Origin of the sequence: Streptomyces sp. B1I3 (genome assembly GCF_030816615.1) — a bacterium.
Taxonomy (GTDB): domain Bacteria; phylum Actinomycetota; class Actinomycetes; order Streptomycetales; family Streptomycetaceae; genus Streptomyces.
Genome location: NZ_JAUSYD010000001.1, coordinates 1,867,188 through 1,889,169 on the forward strand (window position 1 = coordinate 1,867,188; position 21,982 = coordinate 1,889,169).

The 21,982-nt window shown below is 67.7% G+C and carries 16 protein-coding genes; 2 read left to right on the plus strand and 14 right to left on the minus strand.

From position 1 onward, the window contains the following. Nucleotides 1-16: 16 nt before the first annotated feature. The 6 genes from QFZ58_RS08610 to galE form a co-directional block, all read right to left on the minus strand. Nucleotides 17-1,408, minus strand: coding sequence for a hypothetical protein (locus QFZ58_RS08610; RefSeq protein ID WP_307124330.1), 1,392 nt, complete (start codon nucleotides 1,406-1,408; stop codon nucleotides 17-19). 52 nt (nucleotides 1,409-1,460) lie between these two features. Next, entirely contained in the window at nucleotides 1,461-4,334 is a 2,874-nt protein-coding gene (locus QFZ58_RS08615) for a stealth conserved region 3 domain-containing protein (protein WP_307124331.1), read from the minus strand. Beyond that, nucleotides 4,331-5,287 carry a hypothetical protein gene (locus QFZ58_RS08620; RefSeq protein WP_307124332.1) on the minus strand — a complete coding sequence of 319 codons (957 nt, stop codon included), beginning with the start codon at nucleotides 5,285-5,287 and terminating at the stop codon, nucleotides 4,331-4,333. Before QFZ58_RS08620 ends, QFZ58_RS08615 begins: the two co-directional genes overlap by 4 nt. After that, on the minus strand, nucleotides 5,284-7,083 hold the full coding sequence (locus QFZ58_RS08625) for a stealth family protein (protein WP_307124333.1): 1,800 nt from the start codon (nucleotides 7,081-7,083) through the stop codon (nucleotides 5,284-5,286). Before QFZ58_RS08625 ends, QFZ58_RS08620 begins: the two co-directional genes overlap by 4 nt. Nucleotides 7,084-7,318: 235 nt before the next feature. Next, nucleotides 7,319-8,425, minus strand: a complete 1,107-nt coding sequence (locus tag QFZ58_RS08630; RefSeq protein WP_307124334.1) for a hypothetical protein — start codon at nucleotides 8,423-8,425, stop codon at nucleotides 7,319-7,321. Between the two features lie 169 nt (nucleotides 8,426-8,594). Then, nucleotides 8,595-9,599: a UDP-glucose 4-epimerase GalE gene (gene galE, locus QFZ58_RS08635; RefSeq protein ID WP_307124335.1), complete on the minus strand. Its 1,005-nt coding sequence runs from the start codon at nucleotides 9,597-9,599 to the stop codon at nucleotides 8,595-8,597. 188 nt (nucleotides 9,600-9,787) lie between these two features. Here galE and QFZ58_RS08640 point away from each other — a divergent pair, with 188 nt between their 5' ends. Both QFZ58_RS08640 and QFZ58_RS08645 read left to right on the plus strand, forming a co-directional pair. Further along, the gene (locus QFZ58_RS08640; RefSeq protein WP_307124336.1) at nucleotides 9,788-10,852 is read left to right on the plus strand and encodes an LCP family protein; all 1,065 of its coding nucleotides are present in this window, start codon (nucleotides 9,788-9,790) and stop codon (nucleotides 10,850-10,852) included. 17 nt (nucleotides 10,853-10,869) lie between these two features. Further along, complete coding sequence (locus tag QFZ58_RS08645) at nucleotides 10,870-11,280, plus strand: NTP pyrophosphohydrolase (protein ID WP_307124337.1); 411 nt, start codon at nucleotides 10,870-10,872, stop codon at nucleotides 11,278-11,280. A gap of 33 nt (nucleotides 11,281-11,313) precedes the next feature. Here the strand turns inward: QFZ58_RS08645 and QFZ58_RS08650 are convergent, their stop codons facing one another. The 8 genes from QFZ58_RS08650 to QFZ58_RS08685 all read right to left on the minus strand — a co-directional run bounded on the left by QFZ58_RS08650 (nucleotide 11,314) and on the right by QFZ58_RS08685 (nucleotide 21,942). Further along, the gene (locus QFZ58_RS08650) at nucleotides 11,314-12,822 is read right to left on the minus strand and encodes an amino acid permease (protein ID WP_307124338.1); all 1,509 of its coding nucleotides are present in this window, start codon (nucleotides 12,820-12,822) and stop codon (nucleotides 11,314-11,316) included. A gap of 147 nt (nucleotides 12,823-12,969) precedes the next feature. Then, complete coding sequence (gene dxs / locus QFZ58_RS08655; RefSeq protein WP_307124339.1) at nucleotides 12,970-14,883, minus strand: 1-deoxy-D-xylulose-5-phosphate synthase; 1,914 nt, start codon at nucleotides 14,881-14,883, stop codon at nucleotides 12,970-12,972. Between the two features lie 172 nt (nucleotides 14,884-15,055). Next, a complete protein-coding gene (locus QFZ58_RS08660) occupies nucleotides 15,056-16,333 on the minus strand; it encodes a sugar ABC transporter permease (RefSeq protein WP_307124340.1) in 1,278 nt (425 codons plus the stop codon). Continuing rightward, complete coding sequence (locus QFZ58_RS08665; RefSeq protein ID WP_307124341.1) at nucleotides 16,330-17,118, minus strand: ATP-binding cassette domain-containing protein; 789 nt, start codon at nucleotides 17,116-17,118, stop codon at nucleotides 16,330-16,332. Before QFZ58_RS08665 ends, QFZ58_RS08660 begins: the two co-directional genes overlap by 4 nt. Before the next feature lie 188 nt (nucleotides 17,119-17,306). Then, the gene (locus QFZ58_RS08670) at nucleotides 17,307-18,416 is read right to left on the minus strand and encodes a sugar ABC transporter substrate-binding protein (RefSeq protein WP_307124342.1); all 1,110 of its coding nucleotides are present in this window, start codon (nucleotides 18,414-18,416) and stop codon (nucleotides 17,307-17,309) included. A gap of 119 nt (nucleotides 18,417-18,535) precedes the next feature. After that, nucleotides 18,536-19,735 (minus strand): ROK family transcriptional regulator, encoded by a 1,200-nt coding sequence (locus tag QFZ58_RS08675; protein ID WP_307124343.1) that lies wholly within the window; start codon nucleotides 19,733-19,735, stop codon nucleotides 18,536-18,538. Nucleotides 19,736-20,003: 268 nt separating this feature from the next. Continuing rightward, entirely contained in the window at nucleotides 20,004-20,921 is a 918-nt protein-coding gene (locus QFZ58_RS08680) for a carbohydrate ABC transporter permease (RefSeq protein ID WP_307124344.1), read from the minus strand. 97 nt (nucleotides 20,922-21,018) lie between these two features. Continuing rightward, nucleotides 21,019-21,942 carry a carbohydrate ABC transporter permease gene (locus QFZ58_RS08685; RefSeq protein WP_307124345.1) on the minus strand — a complete coding sequence of 308 codons (924 nt, stop codon included), beginning with the start codon at nucleotides 21,940-21,942 and terminating at the stop codon, nucleotides 21,019-21,021. Between the last annotated feature and the right edge of the window lie 40 nt (nucleotides 21,943-21,982).

Here is a 21,982-nt window from a genome sequence, read left to right on the forward strand (position 1 = left end):
CGCAGGGTCAGACGTCCTACCACCGGCCGGCGAACGGAAGGTGCTCGCATTTGTCGGCGCACGGCTCCCTGGACATCGTCGATTCCCTGATCCAGTTGTCTTCGGGAATCCCGTGTACGCGCAGCCTGTGCTGGGTTGGTGCCGAGTGGAGGGCGCTGAAGACGGTGACGAACTCCAAGAGGTGGGTTCCGGGCTTCCAGTCGTGCGCATGCGCGACCTTCCACGTGCCATCCTCCTGGACCGGGGCACTCGCGATCATCCGTCCGTTCTCCATGATCGCCACCTGCGAGGCACCCCGCATGGCGGTTCCGGAGAACCGGGGCCGTGGACCGCTCAGTTTCTCCTCCCTCGGGCCCAGTACCACGGGGGGCTCGACGGTGTCGACGACGGTGAAGTCCACACCCGCGACCGGAGACACCCCGTGCTCGGTGAGACCGACCGCATGGACCAACTGCTCCCCCGCCGCCCACTTGAAGACTCTTCGCCAGACCCACTTACCCCCGGCGCTGACGTGCGTACCTCCGATGTACGTACCACGCTCGAAGAACAGAATGTACGAGGTCCCGGGGTCCGCCGTCCCCGAGAACTTCTGCAGGCCACTCACCATCTGTCCGCTGCGTGGGCTGCCGAAAACGGGGGCGGAACCGACACGTGCCTCGCTGCGCAGGGCGTATTGGGGGGCCTCGACCGTGAATTCGGAAGCGACCGGCGGGTACGCGGTCGGGACGGACACGGCGGCCCGGTCGACCATGCCGAACGGGAGGCCGACCGCGTTGTCCAGGCCGATGGCGACAAGTCGCGCAACCTCGCGCGCGCCCAGCTCATTGAAGTGCGTGGCGTCGATGAAGCCGTCGGGATGATTCGGATGCTCACCCGCGTCGACCCAGCGGTAGAACTGTCTCGCACGCTGCGGACCCAACTCCTGCAGCATCCCTGTGGTGAGTTGATTGAGGTCCACGAGGGGTGTACCCGTCTCGGCCGCCACCTCCCGCATCAGCTGCGGGTAACCGTCGTGGGTGTCGGCCACCGATCCGTCGGGCTCGAAGACGCAGCGCGCGGCCGGGGTCATGAGGAGCGGAATCGAGCCCTCCTGCCGAATAGCGGCGAGGTACAGGTACAGGAATTCCTTGAACTCACGATACCCGTGGTAGCGGATCGGATTGTCAATGCGCTGTTCCACCGCGCCGAAATCGATCGCGACGACGTCTCCCGGGCTCAGGAGATTCAGGAGCGAAACAAAACGGTCGGTGTAGTAGGAGCGGGCCGTCATCGCGTCGCGTGCGTAGTTGCGGACTTCGAAATACGGCGTCAGGAAATCGCCCAGGAACTGCCCCCACCCAGCCAGTGGCCCCTCCTCGGCCTTCCGTGATGCGGCCACAGAGTTGCCGATGATACAGAACTTGCTCATTTACCTCTCCTCTCCCGTCACCCTTCGACTTCCAGTCGGGTACCACTTCTCTCTAGAGCGGCCACTCCGGAAGAAGGCCGGCATGGTAACGCTGATTGCGTGGTGCCCCGTACTCGAACTGACTGGCGACGGGGAAGTAGCTGGGAAGGAACGCAGCGAGGATCGCGTCCTGTTCCTCCTCGGGCACGTCGCCGTCATGGAAGTCGTTGAGGCAGAAGACGTCGTTGGGGCGACTGGTCAGCAGCCTGTTCAGACGGGCCCTGTGCTCACTGAGACCGACATTGACGAAGCCGCACGAAATGGAACCGGGCACACCTCTGCCTGTGTGGAAGGCGAAGTAGTGGTGGAGCGATGAAGCGATGGACACGTCACTGTGGCTGCGCAACCTGCTCGCGGAGGTCTGGGCGACCTGCTGAGGGTAGGTGCGCTCCAAGTCCTCCATAACGCTCTTGCGGAGCACGTACGGCGCGTGCAGAAAAGAGTGCGTGAGTGTCTGACCGAAGCTGGCAGCGATCAGTTCGCGATTGTTCTTGGCGGCACTGATGTTGAAGTCGTCGGTAGCCAGCGGTGGCAGCATGGGCACTGCTGTCGGCGACACGAAGTGCTTCGCCTGGCCGTTCCCCAGGAAGAAGAGACTCGGCAGTACGGTACGGCCGATGAAGAAGTCGTCGTTGAAGTAGAGAAAGTGCTCGGCGAGACCGTCGATGTGGTGCAGCCGGCTTTCAATGGCATGCGAGTTGAACGTCGGAAGCGCACCCTGGTCGCCGAAGATCTCGGTGTGGTCGACGACTCGTACCCGGTGGTGCGACTGGTCCAGCCAGGAGGGCACCTGCCGGTCCGTCACGATGTAGATGTTCCGGATCCACGGCGCGTACATGTCGATGGACCGGAGCGAGTAACGGAGCTCGTCCCGGCTGCGGAACCGTGCGGCGCTGGCTGCCGCGTCCACGGTCTCCAGGCCCAGGTACGACAGCACCTGGTTCTTCCGTTCCAGCCACTGGACATCCGAGCCGTCGACCCAGGTGTAGACCGCGTCCACCGGGAAGCCCACGTCACCGTGCAGGGCGTTGGCGAACGGAGCAATGGTCGGGTAGGTACGCCCGGAGAGCACCGTCGACGTCAGGCGCATGGAGTGCTGGGAGACACGGTCACCGATCAGCGTGCGGGTGGGCGACACTAGGATGTCGCTCTCCTCGGGGTCGTTGTCCCAGAAGGAGATGGTGCACCCGTATACCGCCCCCAGCCGCAGCGTGCGCGAGGTCGACACCACGTTCTGGTAGATCCGGACACCCGAGCACGGGTGGTCGGTGTAGTCCCCGAGCAGCCCTGCGAGCACGGTGGTGACGGGGTTCTGGCGGTCGTTGAGGAGACCGGCGTAGACGCCCTCGTGCCGGTACTGGCCGGCCAGCGACTTGAGTACCGTCTCGCGGTACGAACCGTGCACGGCCACGGTCTGCCGCACCATCGTGTCCCTGACGACGAGGTAGGGGACGTCTGCGGCCTCGAGCGCCGTGGCGGCGAGGGCGAGGTTGGCCTGCACGATGTCGAAGGGCGACTCCGCATCGGTGACGCGGCACAGCTGCCCGCCGTCCTTCACCAACTCGGGCCTGCGTTTGGCGACCTGCTGTTCCAGCTGGCGATGTGCGCCGGACCGGATCTGGCTCGGCGGCGCGGGCGTGGCCGCCGTGGCGGCGCCGTCCGGGCCGCTGTACGCGGCGTGGAGCGCCAACCGGTCGGCCTTCACCGCGGCCCGACCGCCGTGTGCCCGCTCGTCGACCAGGCCCTGGAAGAAGGACTCCCAGCGTGCGGTGACCAGAGGCGGCGCGAACCTGGTGATCGACTCAGCTGCCGACGCGCCCATCCGGTGGCGCAACGGGCCGTCCGTCATGAGCTGGTGCAGCCGCCCCGCCAGTGCCTCCACGTCACCGGGCGGCACCAGGACCCCCGACTGCCCGTCGAGAATGATCTCGCTGGGACCGTTCGGGCAGTCGTACGACACCACGGGGACACCCGCCGCCTGCGCCTCCATGAGGACGAGGGGGAACGCCTCGTTCTTCGAGGTCATCAGCGCGATGCTGGCCTTGGCCCACTCCTCCGCGAGATGCGGCGAGTTGCCGTTCAGCTGGACGCAGTCGTGCAGCCCCAGCTGTGATATCTGACGTCGCAGCGCCCCGCTCATGGGGCCGTCCCCGAAGATCTTCAATGTCCAGCCGGGGTGGTGGGGAGCAAGCAGCGCCCACGCTTCCAGGGCGTGGTCGAGCTGCTTCTCGCCCACCAGCCGGCCGGCTGTCACGACGGTCCTGGTCTCCAGCGTCGAGCGTGGCCGGAAACCGGCCGGCAGGGCGTTCGGCACCACTTCGATACGCGGGGCGGTCGCTCCGAGCGTCTCGGCGAACCAGTCCCGGGTGCGATCACTGAGCACCGCCAGGGCGTCAAGGCGCGCCGAGTAGCGCAGGAGCGGCTCTCCACTGGTGCCGCGCAGTTCCGAGACGCGATGTTCCTGGTGCACGGTGATCACCGCGGCGGGGGCCAACTGCACGGCCAGAGCCATGAGCGCCGGGGTGGTGGTGATGAGGATGTCGGTGTCGGTGTGCTCCAGCGCGAGGCCGAGTTCGACATCGGACAGCCTGTTGAAGGCCGCTTCCCAGGCACGGTCGACCAGACTGCTGGGCTGCGCCGCCAACGCCGCGTAGACCGAATCCGCGAGATCCGCCTTGCGCAGTGGGCGCTGCACAGGGCCGGTCATGTCGACGAGGTAATCCACCCGGATGCGTTCGTCGGGTGAGAAGAAGAGTTCGGCCTTGCTCTTGAAGACACTCAGGACACGGACGTCATGACGCTCGGCGAGTTCCGCCGCCTGGTTGAACACCGCCCGCTCCGTACCGCCCACGGCGTCGGCAGTGGTCAGCAGAAAGGTGATCTTCATGTGCTTCTCCGCCCGGCTTCAGGCATACGGCTGCACGTCACGCGGAAGTTGCCCGCAGGTGTGTAGCGAGGGTGCACGAGCAGGGGGCTCTGGCCTCTGGGGGCCACGCTCGCCTGCGTCATGGCAAATACTCGGAGCGGATTGCGGACATCGTGAAGGCGTCGCCCGAGTCGCATGCTGCGCATGCCCGGTGCGCAGAAGGTGACGTCCCAGTGTTCGGTCGCCCTGCGCTCCGGCGTCATCTGTTCCAGCGGGACGACCGTGCGCCACATCCCGTCGCCGAGTTCGGTGACCGGCTGCTGGATCCGGCGGCCTGAGGCGATGAACTCGGTCCACGGCTCGACGGCTTCGGCCCCGAGGACCCGGAAGTCGACGATGAGTCCCGTGTGGAAGAGCTTGACCTTCACGACCTCGGCGGAAGGCCGGGCGCGGGAACTGACCACCCGGAGATGGCCCGTGACCGTGCGCCCCAACCGGTACCGTCGGCCGCTGACCGGCGAGACGGACATGGGCATGGTGGGCCCGCCGTACGGCTTCGGCGGCTCAAGGAGGAGCAGCGGGAAACGGGTCGACTTGCGTCCCGTCCGTGTGGACAGCACGACCTTCCAGCGTCCGTCGTCCACAGGTACGCCACCGGCCTCCGCTCCCAGCAGGACCGCGGCGTCCATGAGGAGGCGGCCTTCCCGGTCCTCGTACACGCGTGCCGGACTTTCGTATCGTCGTCGTCCGCGCCTGATGACCAGTTCGGCCTTCTCGGGGAGGCGCGCCGAATCCGGGAGTACGGCGTGCAGGTTCACCGTCTGACCGTCGAGAACCGCCGCGTAGGCGAGACGTGCCGCGCGGCGGGAGCGCAGGGGCACGAAGAAGCGCCGCATGAGCCAGGAGCGGAGCGGAGCCGCACGTGTGGTCAGCCGGCGGCGTACGGCTGCCAGGTGCCTGCGGCGGGGCATCATCGGCCTGCTCCCAGTTCTGCGGTGCGCCGTGTCGGCAGGCCTTCGGCTCCAGGAAGCTCGAAGGGGCTCGGGACGGGGAAGTAGTCGTTGAGGAACCGTTTCACCATTCGTTCCTGCGCGTCCGGGTCGGCTGGGACGATGGTGTCGTTGATGCAGAAGGTGTCGAAATCACGCCGGGCGACCAGCCGGTCCAGTCTCCGCTGTGCCAGCGCGTCACCGATGTCGACGTACACGTACCGAAGGTTGCCGAGGGTCGCACGGGCCTGGTGGTACGCGTAGTAGTGGTGGAGCGAGGAAGCGATGGGGATGTCGTGCGGCGAGCGGAACCGGGAGTGCTGTGTCACCCAGTGGGCCCGCTCGTAGGTCTGCTCGATCTCGGCGAGCACGGAACGGCTGAGCGCATGGGGTGTGTGCTTCATCTTCTGGGAGATGACGGTGCCGAACTGCTGGGCGATCAGTCCCCGGCTGTTCTTCCCGGCCGCGTTGACCGGCAGGTCGTCCGGGGTGATCTGTCCGGACGGGATGAGGGCCTTCGACGTGAAGAACTTCGTCAGCCCGTTGGGGTGGAAGAAGTGGCCGGGGCCGACCGGTCTACCGAAGAAGACGTCGTCATTGAGGTACAGAAAGTGCTCCGCCAAGTCGCCTATGTGATGCAACTGGCTTTCGATCGCGTGGGAATTGAACGTCGGCAACGCGCTGGGATCGGAGAATATCTCGCGGTGATCGACGACACGGAGGCCCGGGTGCTCGGTGTTCAGCCAGCCGGGGGCCTGGCCTGCAGTCACCAGGTAGATGTTCCGCACCCACGGTGCGTACTGGTGGATGGAACGCAGGGAGAACCTGAGCTCGTCCCTGCTGATGTACCGGGCGTCGTTGTCGGCCTGTTCGTGCAGTCGCTCCGTCGTGTCGGGTGTGAGGGAGCGCCGAACAGCGTCCTTACCCGCGCGCCAGACCGGATCCGCGTCATCGACCCACGTGTAGACCACGTCGATCGGGTACATGTGGTCGCCGGGGAGTCGGGCCGTGAACTCGGAAACCGTACGGGCGTAGCCGGTGTGGTACGGGTTGGGGACCGCGCTGAACACCCTCTGCTCCACGACACGGAACTCCGGATCCGCCGGCAGTTCCGTGACCACGGCGTTGGGCCTGGGAGCCACCAACTCGCCGTTCCTCTCCGCCCAGAACTCCAGGTCGCAGCCGGAGTCCGGGCCGAAGACCAGTCCCCCCGTAGGGTCGCAGACATTCCAGGTCAACCGGAGGACCTCGCTCGACCGGAGCCTGTTCCAGGTCTTCGCCGACGCTCCGGGCCGCAACTGCCCGCCGGAGACGTCACGGACATAGCCGGGATTGCGCCCGAAGGCGATCTGCAGAACTTCCTCGGCGTCACCGCGGAGCCGCGACGACACGGCGACACACGGGATGTCCTTGCCGGTACCGCGGACCGCGAAGTACTCGATCTCCGCGTCTTCCAGGATGGCAACCACCATGTGCAGGTTCCTCGCCCGCGCCGCCCACTCGGTGGCACCCCGGACCACGGTGGCCCGGACGTGCTTGCCCTCGATCCGGACCACGCGCAGCGAAGCGTCCAGGCTGTGCCGGGCGGGATTGCGCCGACCCCCCAGAGCCCTTACGACGACTGCGGAGCGGGCGGAGTCGAACGTGGCCAGAAGGTGCATGACCAGATTGCGCAGAGGGACAGGCACCCGGCTTACGATGCGCCGCCGCGCCCGGACGGGAACGAGTGACCGGTAAGTGGAAACGAGCGCACTGGTCTCAGGGTTACTCACGCTGGCCACAGAACTACCGCACCATCCATACGCCCAGGGGCAATCGAGCCCGATCCCGCGCCTTCACCCGTAGAGCAGTGCCTGCTCTCCGACCCCATCACCAGAGACAGATGGGCGCCACAGAATATTCACATCTTGAACATTCAATGTCCATCTTTGATCGATGGATCGACTTATCTGTTACACACATGCAATAGGCAGGCCGTGTTGCCTGGGGGAACAAGAAGAACCGGAATACTGCCGGTCAGACGCGCACCGAGGGACCCATGACCAGTCCTGATGCGGGGGTCTGCTCGGCGATGCGCAGCTCGCCTTCCTCACCGAGGACGGCGATGATCAGGCGCCCGTACACGTCACGGATCAGAGCCGGAGGCCCCACGCACCGCTCACCGGTCGGCGCCCACCAGAGGCCCGCGGACTCGTTCTCCGTCGCGCACGCCGCCAGCATCACGTCGCCGTCGGCACTTCGGTAGGCCAGCACCGTGCAGTCGTAGCCGTCGAGCGCCATGCGCAGCACCTGGATGCGCCCGCTGACGGGTCCTCCGCCGAGGGGTATGACCCAACCGCCAGGACGATGGGCGAAGACGCCCCCGGTAGCGGAGTCGGCCCAGTAGTAGGTGATGCGGTCGGCCGCTGTTTCGAGCCCGGTCAGTGTGCCCGGCGCCGGCGCGATGTGGATATTGGGGCACCGTTCCAGCTCACCGTCCGGCTCGGACTGCCGCCAACGCATCACGCGGCCTGCGGTGTCCGGAACCAGCAGTTCTATCCGGCCGGAAGCCGATGCCACGGCCACCGCGCCTTCCTGCGCCAACTGTCCCTTCAGGTTTTTCCAGGCAGGCCACCGGCCGTTGGCCGCCTCCTGCCGCATCGTGACGTCACCGCCGGCCCTGGCCAGAAAGACGTGAAGGCGCCCCACAGCGCTCACCGCGGCACCCGGACCGGTCACCGAACGGGCCCGCTCCGGGTCCTTGTGCGGATTGCCTATCGTGTGCCACTGGGTGAGCGGGCGGCCCGTCTGGTACTGGATGGCTTGCACGACCGCCACGGAATCGCCGTCAGCCGACACCCGCCTGCCGACGAAGTGCACGAAACCGTCGGCTCCCTGGGTCATCGACAGGTGGGTCAGGCGCGGAGCGGGCAACAACTCGGGCTCGCCCCAGTCCGCCATCCCGGCCCGACGTTGCGTCCAGCGCACGAGCCCGCCTTCCGCGCGGGCGAACGCGGTCAGCCGGTGGTCCTTACCCATGAAGAGCCGCACGCCGTGCTCGCCGAGGAGACGGGACGGCTTCCCCACGCGCCCGAGCGCGGAGGCGTCCGTCCGCGCAGCGCCTCGCCCCGCCCTCGTTCGCATCAGTTCCTTCGTTTCTTCCCTGCGCCGCTGTCCGGCGCGGCCGCCGCTCCCCCGCAAGCAGTCCGGCCACCCACCCGCCGGGCGGCCGACACGTCCATGACGGATGGGCCGGCGACTCGACGATGGGCAAGTTTGCCACAAGCTTCACGAGTCGTTCACTGCGGCCGGCTCAGGCCGCCTGACGCGGTCCCCGTCGCGCCGTCGGGTGCCGGAGACACCAGCCCTCCCAGGCGGAGGTCACCATGTCACGCGGATCGCGGCGGGCCGACCACCCGAGCTCGGCTCGGATGCGTGCCGCCGAGGCGACCACCCGGTGCGGATCACCGGGCCTGCGCGCGACCGAGACGGGAGCGGAACCGGCGCCGTACCCGGTCACCTCACCGATGAGGTCGATCATCTCGCGTACCGACACGCCCTCGCCGCGCCCGATGTTGATGGTCAGGTCCGTACCGGCCTCCCGGACGAGCAGGGCGCGTGCCGCGGCGAGGTGCGCCGAAGCGATGTCGTCGACGTGGACGAAATCCCGTACGCAGGTGCCGTCCGGGGTGTCGTAGTCCTCGCCGAAGATCACCGGGGCCTCCCCCCGCGTGAGCTTCTCGAAGACCATCGGAACGAGGTTGAAGACGCCGGTGTCGGCCAGCTGCGGCGTCGCCGCGCCGGCCACATTGAAGTACCGCATCGAAGCGGTCGCCATTCCGTGCGCCTTTCCCGCCGCGCGGACCAGCCACTCGCCAGCCAGTTTCGTCTCGCCGTACGGATTGATCGGGGCGCAGGGCGTGTCTTCCGTGACCAGCTCGACGTCGGGCATGCCGTAGACAGCTGCGGACGAAGAGAGAAGGAATGCGCGGACCCCACTGTCCGCAGCCGCGCCCAGAAGGACTTGGAGACCGTGCACGTTCTCGCGGTAGTAGTACAGCGGACGCTCTACGGACTCCCCCACCTGTTTCTTCGCCGCAAGGTGCACGATCCCTCGCACGGACAGTTCCGCCATGGCACGTCGCAGCCCGTCTCCGTCGAGAGTCGATCCGTGCACGAACGGGACGCCCGCGGGAACGCGGGAACGGTCACCCGTCGAAAGATCGTCGTACACCGCGACCCGCTCGCCGGCCTCCGCCATCGCCCGGACGACGTGCGCCCCGATGAAGCCCGCCCCACCCGTGATCAACCAAGTCATGCGCGAATAGTAGATCGACACACCTTCCACGTATCACCGGGTATCTGTTCACCTGGTTCACACGTTCTACCGCTTGCCTGTTCTATAGTGCTCGGTCAGTCGATGTTTACGGACCGGTCACGCCCCCCACCCGAGTCCCACGCACTCCCCTGTCCGCCCCGGGCAACGAGATTGAGGACTCACGCACGATGAGCCACGACAGCACTCCCTCCCGACGCGCGCCCAAGCCTCGCAAGCGCCGCCGCGGCCTCAAGATCACGCTCGGGGTGCTGCTCGTCCTCCTGCTGGCAGGCGGAGGCACCGTGTACTGGATGTACAGCCGGCTCGACGGCAACATCAAGGGCGTCGACATCGACAAGGCGCTCGGTGAGGACCGTCCCGAGAAGCTGCCCACCACCGGCCAGAACCTGCTCGTCCTCGGCTCCGACTCGCGGGCCGGGGCGGAGAACAAGGAGCTGGGCGGGGGCGGCGACGTCAGCGGGGCGCGGTCCGACACCGCGATGGTGGTGCACATACCCGAAGGGCGCACCGAGGCCGTCGCCGTGTCCATTCCGCGCGACACCCTGGTGACCCGGCCCGAGTGCGTCGAGGCCGACGGTTCGACGACCGCCTCCGCCGAGCGGGTCATGTTCAACTCCGTCTACTCACAGGTCGGTCCGGCCTGCGTGGTCAAGACCGTGGAGAAGATGTCCGGGGTCCGGATCGACCACTACCTGGAGATCAACTTCGCGGGTTTCAAGGACCTGGTCGACGCGATCGGCGGGGTCACCGTCAAGGTCGAGGAGCCGATCAAGGACGAGGCCTCGGGGCTCGACCTGACCGCCGGCACGCACAAGCTCAACGGCACCGAGTCCCTCGCCTACGTGCGTACCCGGCACGGCGTCGGTGACGGCAGCGACCTGGGCCGGATCGGGCTCCAGCAGCAGTTCCTGCTCGCGCTGCTCACCGAGATCAAGTCGCAGGACCTGCTGGGCAGTCCGACGACCACGTACAAGATCGCGAACTCCGCCACCAAGTCGCTCACCACGGACGAGGGGCTCGCGTCGCTGACCTCGCTCAGCGACTTCGCCCGCTCGATGAACGGTGTCGATCCCTCCTCCATGGAGACGATCATGCTGCCGGTCGCCTACGACACCCAGGACCCGAACCGCGTGGTGGCGGCCGAGCCCCAGGCCGGCGACCTCTGGAAGGCGATCCGGACGGACGCCACGATTCCCGAGTCGGCGAAGAAGTCTCCGGCCGCCGGCGGCTGACCTGGCATTCTTCGAGAGTGACAGGTGAGAGCACTCTGGTGATCGTCGACGCCGCCAACGTGGTGGGTTCCGTACCCGACGGATGGTGGCGGGACCGGCGGGGAGCCGCCGAGCGGCTGCGGGACTCGCTGGTCCCGTACGCCTCGGCCGGGCTGCCCGGCCTCCCCGGGCCGCTGGAGATCGTGCTCGTCGTCGAGGGCGCGGCCCGGGAGGCCGGTTCCGTCCCGGGTGTGCGGGTGGAGTCCGCCAGGGGCGAGGGCGACGATCTGATCGTCGAACTGGTCGCCGGCTGGGCGTCGGAGACCGGAGCGGACCGCGACTGCCTCGTCGTCACCGCCGACCGGGGGCTGCGGCAGCGGGCCGAGGCGTACGGGGCCCGGTGCGCGGGCCCGCGTACGGTACGGCCGCTGCCGCCGTCACGGAGCTGACCCCCTGCCCGCAGGCGGGGGCTCCGGGGTTTGTCAGCGGGTGGACTCCTTGGACATCCGGCTGTTCTTGCGGCCGTACGTGAAGTAGATGACCACGCCGATCGCCATCCAGATCGCGAACCGCAGCCACGTCTCCGCCGGCAGGTTGAGCATCAGCCAGACCGAGGCCGCCACCGAGACGACGGGGAGCGCCGGCACCCACGGGGTGCGGAACGCGCGGTGCAGGTCGGGGCGGGTGCGGCGCAGGACGATGACGCCGAGGGCGACGACCACGAACGCGAAGAGCGTGCCGATGTTCACCAGGGTCGCCAGCTCGTTGATGCTCGTGAAGCCGGCCACGATCGCGATGATCACCCCGAGCAGGATGGTCGGACGGTACGGGGTGCCGAAGCGCGGGTGCGTCACGGAGAAGAAGCGCGGGAGCAGCCCGTCGCGGCTCATCGCGAAGAAGACGCGGGTCTGGCCGAGCAGCAGGATCAGGCAGACCGTGGTGAGCCCGACCGCGGCGCCGAAGCTGATGACTCCGGCGTAGAAGGGGTGCCCGACGGCCTTGAACGCGTCGGCGAGCGGGGCGCTGACGGAGAGTTCGGAGTAGTTCTGCATGCCCGTGACCACGATCGACACCGCGACGTAGAGCACCGTGCAGATGAGGAGCGAGGCGAGGATGCCGCGGGGCATGTCCCGCTGCGGCAGCTTGGTCTCCTCCGCCGCGGTGGCCACGACGTCGAATCCGATGAAGGCGAAGAAGACCACGGAAGCGGCGGTGAAGATGCCCATGACGCCGAAGTTGGTCGGTTCGTAGCCGAAGATCAGCTGGACCAGGGGGGCGTCCAGGCCGGAGCCCGAGGGCTGGGCCTTGGCCTCGGGGATGAAGGGGGAGTAGTTCGCCGCCTCGATGAAGAACAGGCCGGCGATGATCACGATCAGCACCACGGCGATCTTGATGGCCACCACGACGGTGGTCACCCGGGCGGAGAGCTTCATTCCGAGCACCAGGATCACGGTGAGGATCAGCACCAGGGCGAAGGCCAGCAGGTCGAAGCCGAATCCGCTCGCCACGTCGGGCCCGGAGAGTGTGGCGGGCATCGTCCAGCCGATGTTGTCCAGCAGGGAGCGGACGTAACCGGACCAGCCGACCGCCACCACCGCCGTACCCAGGGCGAATTCGAGCACCAGGTCCCAGCCGATGATCCAGGCGACCAGCTCCCCGAGGGACGCGTAGGAGAAGGTGTAGGCGGATCCGGCCACCGGGACGGTGGAGGCGAATTCGGCGTAGCAGAGCGCGGCCAGGGCGCAGACGATGCCGGCCGCGACGAACGCGAGCGCGGTGGCCGGGCCCGCCGTCTCCTTCGCGACCTTGCCCGTGAGGACGAAGATGCCGGTGCCGATGATGACGCCGACCCCGAAGACCGTGAGGTCCAGGGCGGAGAGCGACTTCTTCAGGGCGTGTTCCGGCTCTTCGGTATCGCGGATGGACTGTTCGACCGTCTTGGTCCGGAACAGTCCTTCTCTGCTGGGGGGCGTGTCCTGATGCGTGCTCACCGGCGTACCTCCACGCGCTCGTCGTGCACGCCATGATTCGGATCCGGGCGCCCCGGGCACGCTCCGCCCGGCCCGATTTCACGCGAATGGGCCGGTCGGACCACCCGTACAGGGTGGGCGACCGGCCCAGTGGGGCGCGCGGGCGGATCAGTCGCGGACGGGCTCCACGGCCCGGCTCTCGTACCGTCCGTCGAGCCTGGCGACGAGCCCCGTGACCTGACGGGCGATGTCCGGCGCGGTCAGTCCGATCTCGGCCATGACCTCCTTGCGGGAGGCGTGGTCGAGGAAGACCGGCGGGATGCCGAAGTCGCGCAGGGGTACGTCGACGCCCGCGTCGCGCAGCGCCTGGGCGATGGCGGAGCCGACACCGCCGGCCCTGCTGTTGTCCTCGACGGTCACGACGACCCGGTGCTGCGCGGCGAGCGGGGCGAGGGCCTCGTCGACGGGCTTGACCCAGCGCGGGTCGACCACGGTGGTGGAGATGCCCTGGGCATCCAGCAGACCGGCGATCTCCAGGCACATCGGGGCGAGCGCCCCGACCGAGACCAGGAGGACGTCGGGCCGGTCCGTGTCCGCCGTGCGCAGGATGTCCATGCCGCCCGCGGTGCCGACGGCCTTGACCGCCGGGCCGACCGCGCCCTTGGAGAAGCGGACGACGGTCGGGGCGTCGTCGATGTCGACGGCCTCGCGCAGCTGGGCGCGGACCTGGTCGGCGTCGCGCGGGGCGGCGATGCGCAGGGTGGGTACGCACTGCAGGATCGACATGTCCCACATGCCGTTGTGCGAGGCGCCGTCCGTCCCGGTGACTCCGGCCCGGTCCAGGACGAAGGTGACGCCGCACCTGTGCAGGGCGACGTCCATGAGGACCTGGTCGAAGGCCCGGTTGAGGAAGGTCGCGTAGACCGCGAAGACGGGGTGCAGCCCGCCGGTGGCGAGGCCGGCCGCGGAGACCGCGCCGTGCTGTTCGGCGATGCCCACGTCGTAGATGCGGTCGGGGAAGGCCTCCTCGAACTTGCCGAGGCCGACCGGCTGGAGCATGGCCGCCGTGATGGCGACGATGTCCTCGCGCTCGTGGCCCAGCTTGACCATTTCCTCCCCGAAGACCGAGGTCCAGTCCAGGCCGGAGGTGGAGGTGGGCAGGCCGGTGTCCGGGTGGATCTTGCCGACGGCGTGGAAGCGGTCCGCCTCGTCCTGGAGGGCCGGGGTATAGCCGCGGCCCTTTTCGGTGATGCAGTGGACGATGACGGGGCCGCCGAAGCGCTTGGCCCGCTGGAGCGCGGATTCCAGGGCCTCGATGTCGTGGCCGTCGATCGGGCCGACGTACTTGAGGCCGAGGTCCTCGAACATGCCCTGCGGAGCGATGAAGTCCTTGAGGCCCTTCTTGGCGCCGTGCAGGGTCTCGTACAGCGGCCTGCCGACGACGGGCGTGCGCTCCAGGAGGTCCTTGCCGCGGGCCAGGAACCGCTCGTACCCGTCGGTGGTGCGCAGGGTGGCGAGGTGGTTGGCGAGGCCGCCGATGGTCGGTGCGTACGAGCGCTCGTTGTCGTTGACGACGATGACGAGGGGGCGGTCCTTGGCGGCGGCGATGTTGTTCAGCGCCTCCCAGGCCATACCGCCGGTGAGCGCGCCGTCACCGATGACCGCGACGACGTGGTCGTCCTTCTTGAGGATCTCGTTGGCCTTGGCGAGGCCGTCGGCCCAGCCCAGGACCGTCGAGGCGTGCGAGTTCTCGATGACGTCGTGCGCGGACTCGGCGCGGGAGGGGTATCCGGAGAGGCCGCCCTTGCTCTTGAGCCTCGAGAAGTCCTGCCGGCCGGTGAGCAGCTTGTGCACGTAGCTCTGGTGGCCGGTGTCGAAGAGGACCTTGTCCTGCGGGGACTCGAACACCCGGTGCAGGGCGATGGTCAGCTCGACCACGCCCAGGTTCGGGCCGAGGTGGCCGCCGGTCTTGGACACCGCGTCGACGAGGAAGGTTCGGATCTCCTCGGCGAGCTGGTCCAGCTGCTCGAGGCTGAGCCGGTCCAGGTCGCGCGGTCCCCCGATGCGGGTCAGCAGGTCCACCCGTGCCTCCTTGCGTTTGAGCTGGTCGAGCGTGCCGATCCGATGAGTCTAATGTTCCCCGGGCGGCCGCGGTCATCCGGCGGCCCGTTCCGCCACGCCGTCCGGCGGCGGGCGGACGCGCACGTGCCCGGCATCGCGGAGGATGCCGGGCACATGTGCGCAGGTGCGACGGTCAGGCGCGGCCCGCGGTCTTCTGCGTCTTGCGGCTGATGGAGTCGATGACGACCGTGGCGAGAAGCACAGCGCCGGTCACCATGTACTGGATCGGCGTGGCGATGCCCTCCAGGGCGAGGCCGTACTGGATCGAGACGATCACCATGACGCCGAGCAGGGCGTTCCAGGTGCGGCCCCGGCCACCGAAGAGGCTGGTGCCGCCGATGACGGCCGCGGCGATGACGTTCATCAGGAGGTCACCGGTGCCGGACCCCTGGTTGACCGCCGCGATCTTGGAGGCCCAGAACAGGCCGCCGATGGCCGCGAAGGTACCGGCGATGGCGAACACCGAGACGCGGATCGCGGTGACGTTGATGCCGGCGCGGCGGGACGCCTCGACGCTGCCGCCGAGCGCGAAGATCTTCCGGCCGTACGCGGTGCGGCGCAGGAGGAAGTCCGTGCCGACCAGGACGACGAGGAAGAGGACCAGCGCCAGCGGGAGACCGCGGTGCTGGTTGAACATGAAGGCGGCGGCGAAGGCGAACACCGCGAGCACGACGGTGCGCACCACGATGTCGGTGACCGGCCGGGCGGGGATGCCCGCGGCCTCGCGGCGGCGGCTGTCCAGGAAGGCGGACAGGAAGAACGCGATGACGGCGATCGCGGCGAGGCCGTAGGCGGCCGCGACGTCCGTGAAGTAGTACGTGGTCAGCTGACCGACCACGCCGTCGCTGTCCAGGTTGATCGTGCCGGTGTCGCCGAGCAGCTGGAGCATGAAGCCCAGCCAGAACAGCAGGCCGGCGAGGGTGACGGCGAACGCGGGTGCGCCGATCCGTGCGAAGAAGAAGCCGTGTACCGCACCGATGACGGCGCCGCTGACGATCGCGATGACGATGGCGAGCCACTCGTTCATGCCCTGCGACACGCTGAGGACGGCGACGACCGCGCCGGAGACACCGCTGACCGAGCCGACCGACAGGTCGATCTCGCCGAGCAGCAGCACGAAGATGATGCCGACGGCCATCATGCCGGTGGCGACCATGGCCACGGCGATGTCGCTGATGTTCTTCGCCGAGAGGAACTCGGAGTTCAGGCTCTGGAAGACCACGCAGATGATGAGCAGGCCGATGACCACGGGGATCGAGCCGAGATCACCCCCGCGCATCTTGCGCTTGAACTCGGTGATGTATCCGCCGAGGCCCTGCTCGCGGACGAGCAGGCGGGGGTCGACCGCGGTGGCCGCACCCTTGGCGGCCTCCGGGTTGACCACGGGGGTGGCGGTCTTGTCGGTCGTCACTTCTTGGCCTCCGCGTTGCGCGCCGCACGACGGGTCACGGCGTTTTCCGTGGCGCCCGTGATGGCGGAGATGATCTCTTCCTGCGAGGTGGTCTTCACGTCGAAGATCCCGTTGTTCCGGCCGAGCCGGAGTACGGCGACCTTGTCGGCGACGGCCTTCACATCGGCCATGTTGTGGCTGATGAGGATGACCGCGTGGCCGCGCTCGCGCAGCCGCTCCACGAGGTCGAGGACCTGAGCGGTCTGCTCGACGCCGAGGGCTGCGGTGGGCTCGTCGAGGATGACGAGCTTGGGCTCACCGAGCATCGAACGCGCGATGGCCACGGTCTGGCGCTGGCCGCCGGAGAGCGAGGCGATCGGGATGCGGACGCTGGGGATGCGGATCGACAGCGTGCTCAGGAGCTCGCGCGAGCGGCGCTCCATCTCGATCTCGTCGAGCACTCCGAACCGGCGGAGCTCCCGGCCCAGGTAGAGGTTGCCGACGACATCGATGTTGTCGCACAGCGCGAGGTCCTGGTAGACGGTCGCGATGCCCAGGTTCTGGGCGTCGTGCGGCTTGTTGACCTGGACCGGCCGGCCGTCCCACTCGATGACTCCGTCATCGATGGGGTGGACGCCGGCGATCGTCTTGACCAGCGTTGATTTACCGGCGCCGTTGTCGCCCACCAGGGCGACCACTTCGCCGGCGTGGACCTCAAGTTCGACATCGGTGAGCGCCTGGACGGCACCGAATCGCTTGGAGACCCCTCGCAACGCCAACACGGGCGTAGCGGACACGTGAACCATCTCCTTCGCCGCCTGACCCGGCGGGGATGCCGCGCCTGGGGGAAGGCGCGGTGGTCGAGCAGAAAAATGGGAACAGAGGAAGCGTTCCGTCCGGTGCCCCGCCCGGTAGCGGGACAGTTGGTGGGCGAGGCACCGGACAGGCTTGTGGGCCCGCGGACCGGCCGTGCGGGCCGGTCACGCGGTAAGGACTACTTCAGGCCGATCGCGTCGCAGTCGGCCTTGTACTTGGCCGTGCAGATCTCGTCGATCGTCCAGATGCCATCCTTGATGATGGTCTCCTTGATGTTGTCCTTGGTCAGCGAGACGACCGGGACGAGCACCGACGGCACGCCCTTCTGGCTCGCGTTGTCGACCTTGGACGTGGCGATGGTGTCGAGCTTCTCGCCCTTGGCGAGCGCGACGGCCATCTCCGCGGCGACGACGCCCTCCTGCGGGTAGCTCTTGTAGACGCTCATGTACTGCTCACCGGTGACGATGTGCTGCACACCGGCGAGTTCGGCGTCCTGGCCGGTGACCGGCGGGAGCTTGGTGACACCGGCGGACTTGAGGGCCTGGATGATGCCGCCGGCCATGCCGTCGTTGGCGGAGTAGACGCCGTCGATCTTGTCCTTGCCGAGGGCCGTGATCGCGCCCTCCATGTTGGCGTTGGCGTTCTCCGGCTTCCACTCCTTGGTGTCGTACTCCTTGCCGTAGGTCACCTTGCCGTCGAGCACCGACTTGGCGCCCTTCTTGAAGAGCGCGGCGTTCGGGTCGGTGATGGAGCCGTGCATCATCACGACGGTGGGCTTGGCCTTGCCCTTCAGGGCCTCCAGCAGGGCCTTGCCCTGGGCGCGGCCCACCTCTTCGTTGTCGAAGGAGGTGTAGGCGTCGATCGGGCCCTCGGCGAGGCGGTCGAAGGCGACGACGGGGATGCCGGCGTCCTTGGCCTTCTTGACGCTGTTCTCGATCGCCTTGGCGTCGACCGCGTCGATGATCAGCGCGTCGACCTTGTTGGTGATCATGGTCTCGACCTGCTGCGCCTGTGTGGTGGCGTCCTGCTTGGCGTTGGCGTAGACGACCTCCGCCTTGCCTCCGGTGAGCTCGCCGACCTTCTTCTCGATGATCGGCTTGTCGAACTTCTCGTACCGAGCCGTCGCGTTCTCGGGAAGGAGCAGACCGATCTTGAGGTCGTCGCCCTTCTTGCCCGAGTCCGAGCCGGTCTTGTCGCCCGACTCCTTGGCACTCCCGCAAGCAGCAAGCGAGACAGCCATCGTGGTGGCGGCAACGGCAACGGCGGCACGACGCATACGCGTGTTCATTTCGAACCTCCCTGACGAGGCCGCGACGTTGCGGCCGAGGTGGCTGGAAGTCAACTCGGCCGCAGGGACGGCGTCAAGGAGTAAATTCTTAACGAGATGACAACGGTGCCATTCGTTATCTAAGTGAAGGCGGGAGTCCCGGCGGGGAGGGTGCTCTCCAAAAGGGATGAATCCCCCATCTCGCTCAGCACGAGGGCCAGCGCGCCCAGCACTTCCGCCCGGCCCCCGAGGGCGCCCGGCAGCACCGAGAGCTGCCGCGCGGCACTGGGGATGGCATACCGGGAGACCGAGTCCCGGATCGGCCCGAGCACCAGCTCCCCCGCCTCCGCGAGGGAGCCGCCGAGCACCACCCTGCTGGGGTTGAGGAGGTTGCAGAGGTTGGCCACGCCGCTGCCGATGTACCGGCCGACGTCTCCGATCACCCTCCGGCAGCCGGGATCGCCCTCGCGGGCCAGCTGGACGACCCGCTCCATCGTGAGATCGGGCCCGTGGCTGGGCCTGAGCAGGGGCAGGACGTACCGGGCGGCCGTGAAGGTCTCCAGGCAGCCCCGGTTGCCGCAGCGGCACACCGGCCCCGCCTCGTCGAGCGTGATGTGGCCGATCTCGCCGGCGGTGCCGCCGGGCCCGCGGTAGATGTGCCCGTCTATCACCAGACCTGCGCCGACGCCGCTGGCCACCTTGATGTAGGCGAGGTCCCGCACCCCGCGGCCGCTGCCCCAGACGAGCTCGCCCAGGGCTCCGAGGTTGGCGTCGTTGTCGACGTACACGGGCACTCCGAGGCGTCCGGAGAGCTCCTGGCTGGGATTGATGCCCGTCCAGCCCGGCAGGATCGAGGTGGATCCGAGCGTGCCGGACTCCACGTCGATCGGCCCCGGGACGCCCAGCCCTACGCCGATCACCTTGCCCGGGCTGATCCCGGTGGTCTCCACCAACCGGTTGACCAGCTGTTCCGCCCGGCCGAAGCCCTGCGCCGACGAGGCATCGACGTCCAGCGGCTCGGACTCCTCGGCCAGCACCTGGTGGGCCAGGTTGCCGATGGCCACGCGCAGGTGGGTGTGGCCGAAGTCCACTCCGATGACGATGCCCGCGTCCCCGCTCAGGGAGACGCTCCGGGCACGGCGTCCACCCGCCGAGGTGGGTGTCACCTCGACCGTGCCGCCGTCCTTCAGCTCGCGGACGATGTTGGAGACGGTGGCCGCGGAGAGGCCGGTGCTCCTGGCGATCTCGGCCTGGGTCAGCGACCCCGCCATCCGTACGGCCCGTACGACCCGCTCAAGATTGGCCCGATGCAGAGATGTCTGCGACCCCGGAGTCTCCATCGACTCTCTCACTCCTGCCGTTTTCTCTAACATGTGAACCCTAAGCTGAGCGTTTTGGGGTGGCCCCCGTCAAGACCTTGAGCAGTCGCAGCCTCCGATGAGCGCGGGGCCTCCACATACGGACACCGAAAAAATAGGCCGGTAACACCGCAAGCCGCCCTCGGCCGGTGACCGGGGGCGGCTTGCGGCGCACGGCGCCTGTTCGGTTCTGATGGGTGTTGTTGCCTCGGTGACGACAAGAGCTGTTACGTGAACAGCCCCGCGATCACTACTTGAGCGCTCCGGCCGTGAGGCCCGCGACGACCTGCCGCTGGAAGACGACGTAGGCGGCGAGGACCGGCAGCATCGCCATGACCAGCCCGGCGAAGAGGCCCGACCAGTCGCCCTTGTAGCCCTGGCTGGTGGCGAGTTCGACCAGGCCCTGCGAGAGGACCTTGCCGTCCGGGTCGGTGTTGAGCACCGTCGGCAGCATGTACTGGTTCCACTGCCCCAGGAAGTTGAAGATGCCGACGCTGATCAGGCCGGGCTTCGCCATCGGCAGCATCACCTGGAAGAACGTCCGCGTGTGCGAGGCTCCGTCGAGCATCGCCGCTTCCGCGATCGACGTCGGCAGCGTCCGGAAGAACGAGGTGAGGAAGAAGACGGTGAAGGGCAGCGAGTACGCGATGTAGACGAGAATCAGCCCGTGCCGGGTGTTCAGCAGTCCCAGGTTGTTCATGACGAAGAACAGGGGAACCAGCGCCAGGATGATCGGGAAGCTCATCCCTCCGATGAAGAGGAAGTAGATGAAGCGGTTCCCGGGGAAGTCGAACCGTGCCAGGACGTACGCGGCCATCGAGCCGAGCAGCAGGGTGCCGATGAGTGAGCCGCCCACCACCACCAGGGTGTTGAAGAAGTAGTCACTCATGCGTGCCTGGCTCCAGGCCCGCGACCAGTTCTCGAAGTGGAGCTTGTCGGGCAGCTCCCACGGTCGCGACAGGATCGAGTCGTCCGTCTTGAAGGACGACATCACCGCCCAGAGCAGCGGCATGACGACGAGGACCGCCCAGATGATCAGCACTCCGTGCGAGAAGACGTTGAGGACCTTGCCCTCGCTGCTCTTCGCCGGCTCGCCGGCCGGGGCGTCCGTCTTCCGCACCGGCGAGCGCGGGGCCGGAACGGCCGGAGGAGTCTCAGTGACCTTCACGTGTGCTCACCTCGTACAACTGTCGCGCCGGCCACCGGGACCGAACTGATTCGCATGGAGCCAAGAACCCGGTCGCCGTACTCCGTGACGACCCGCATCAGAACTCCAGCCGCTCGCGCCGGCCCAGACGCATCACGATGGCGGCGAAGAGCATGGTGACGATGAGCAGCCCGACACCGATCGTGGTCGCGTAGCCGGCCTGGGCGTCACGGAAGGCCGTCTGGTAGACGTACAGCGGCAGGACGGTGGTGGAGTAGTCGGGACCGCCCGGGCCCACCGTCATGACCTGTACGGCGGTGAACGCCTCCACGCCGAGCGCCAGGATGCCCATGTAGACCCAGCCGGACTGCACGGTGTCCCAGAGCAACGGCAGCGTGATCTTGAAGAACGTGGTGACACGACTGGCGCCGTCGAGAAGCGCCGCCTCGTAGAAGTCCTTCGGGACGGACGCCATTCCGGCGGAGAAGAGGACGACGAAGAATCCGACCGTCGACCAGATGAGCACCACCATCACGCAGTACAGCGCGAGATCGGGGTCACCGAGCCAGTCCGGCTGAAGGCTTTCGGCGCCGATCGCCTTCAGCGTCGCATTCAGCATTCCCGACGTCGGGTTGAAAGCGAACTGGAAGAGCAGGGCCACGATCACGATCGACAGGACCTGCGGGAAGAAATAGGCGATCTTGTAGAACGAGGAACCCCGCACGCCGGCGACCGCGGCGCTTTTGCGGCGACGGCCGCCGACATTGAGCATGAAGGCGAAGAAGAGCGCGAGGCTCAGCGTCACCAGCGGCAGCAGCAGCGCGAGCAGCACACTGTGCTGCAGTGACTTCCAGAAGATGTCGTCGTCGAGCATGCGACTGTAGTTGTCGAAGCCGACCATCTGGAAGTCCGGACTCAGTCCGGTCCAGTCCGTGAACGAGTAGTAGATGGACTGGGCGAAGGGCCAGATGACGAATATGGCGTACAACGCCAGCGGGGCTGCCAGGAACCCCGCGATGAACCGGTACTTGCCGTGCTGCATCGTTACCGACCCCGATCTCTGAGCGGGTGCCGCCGCTGGT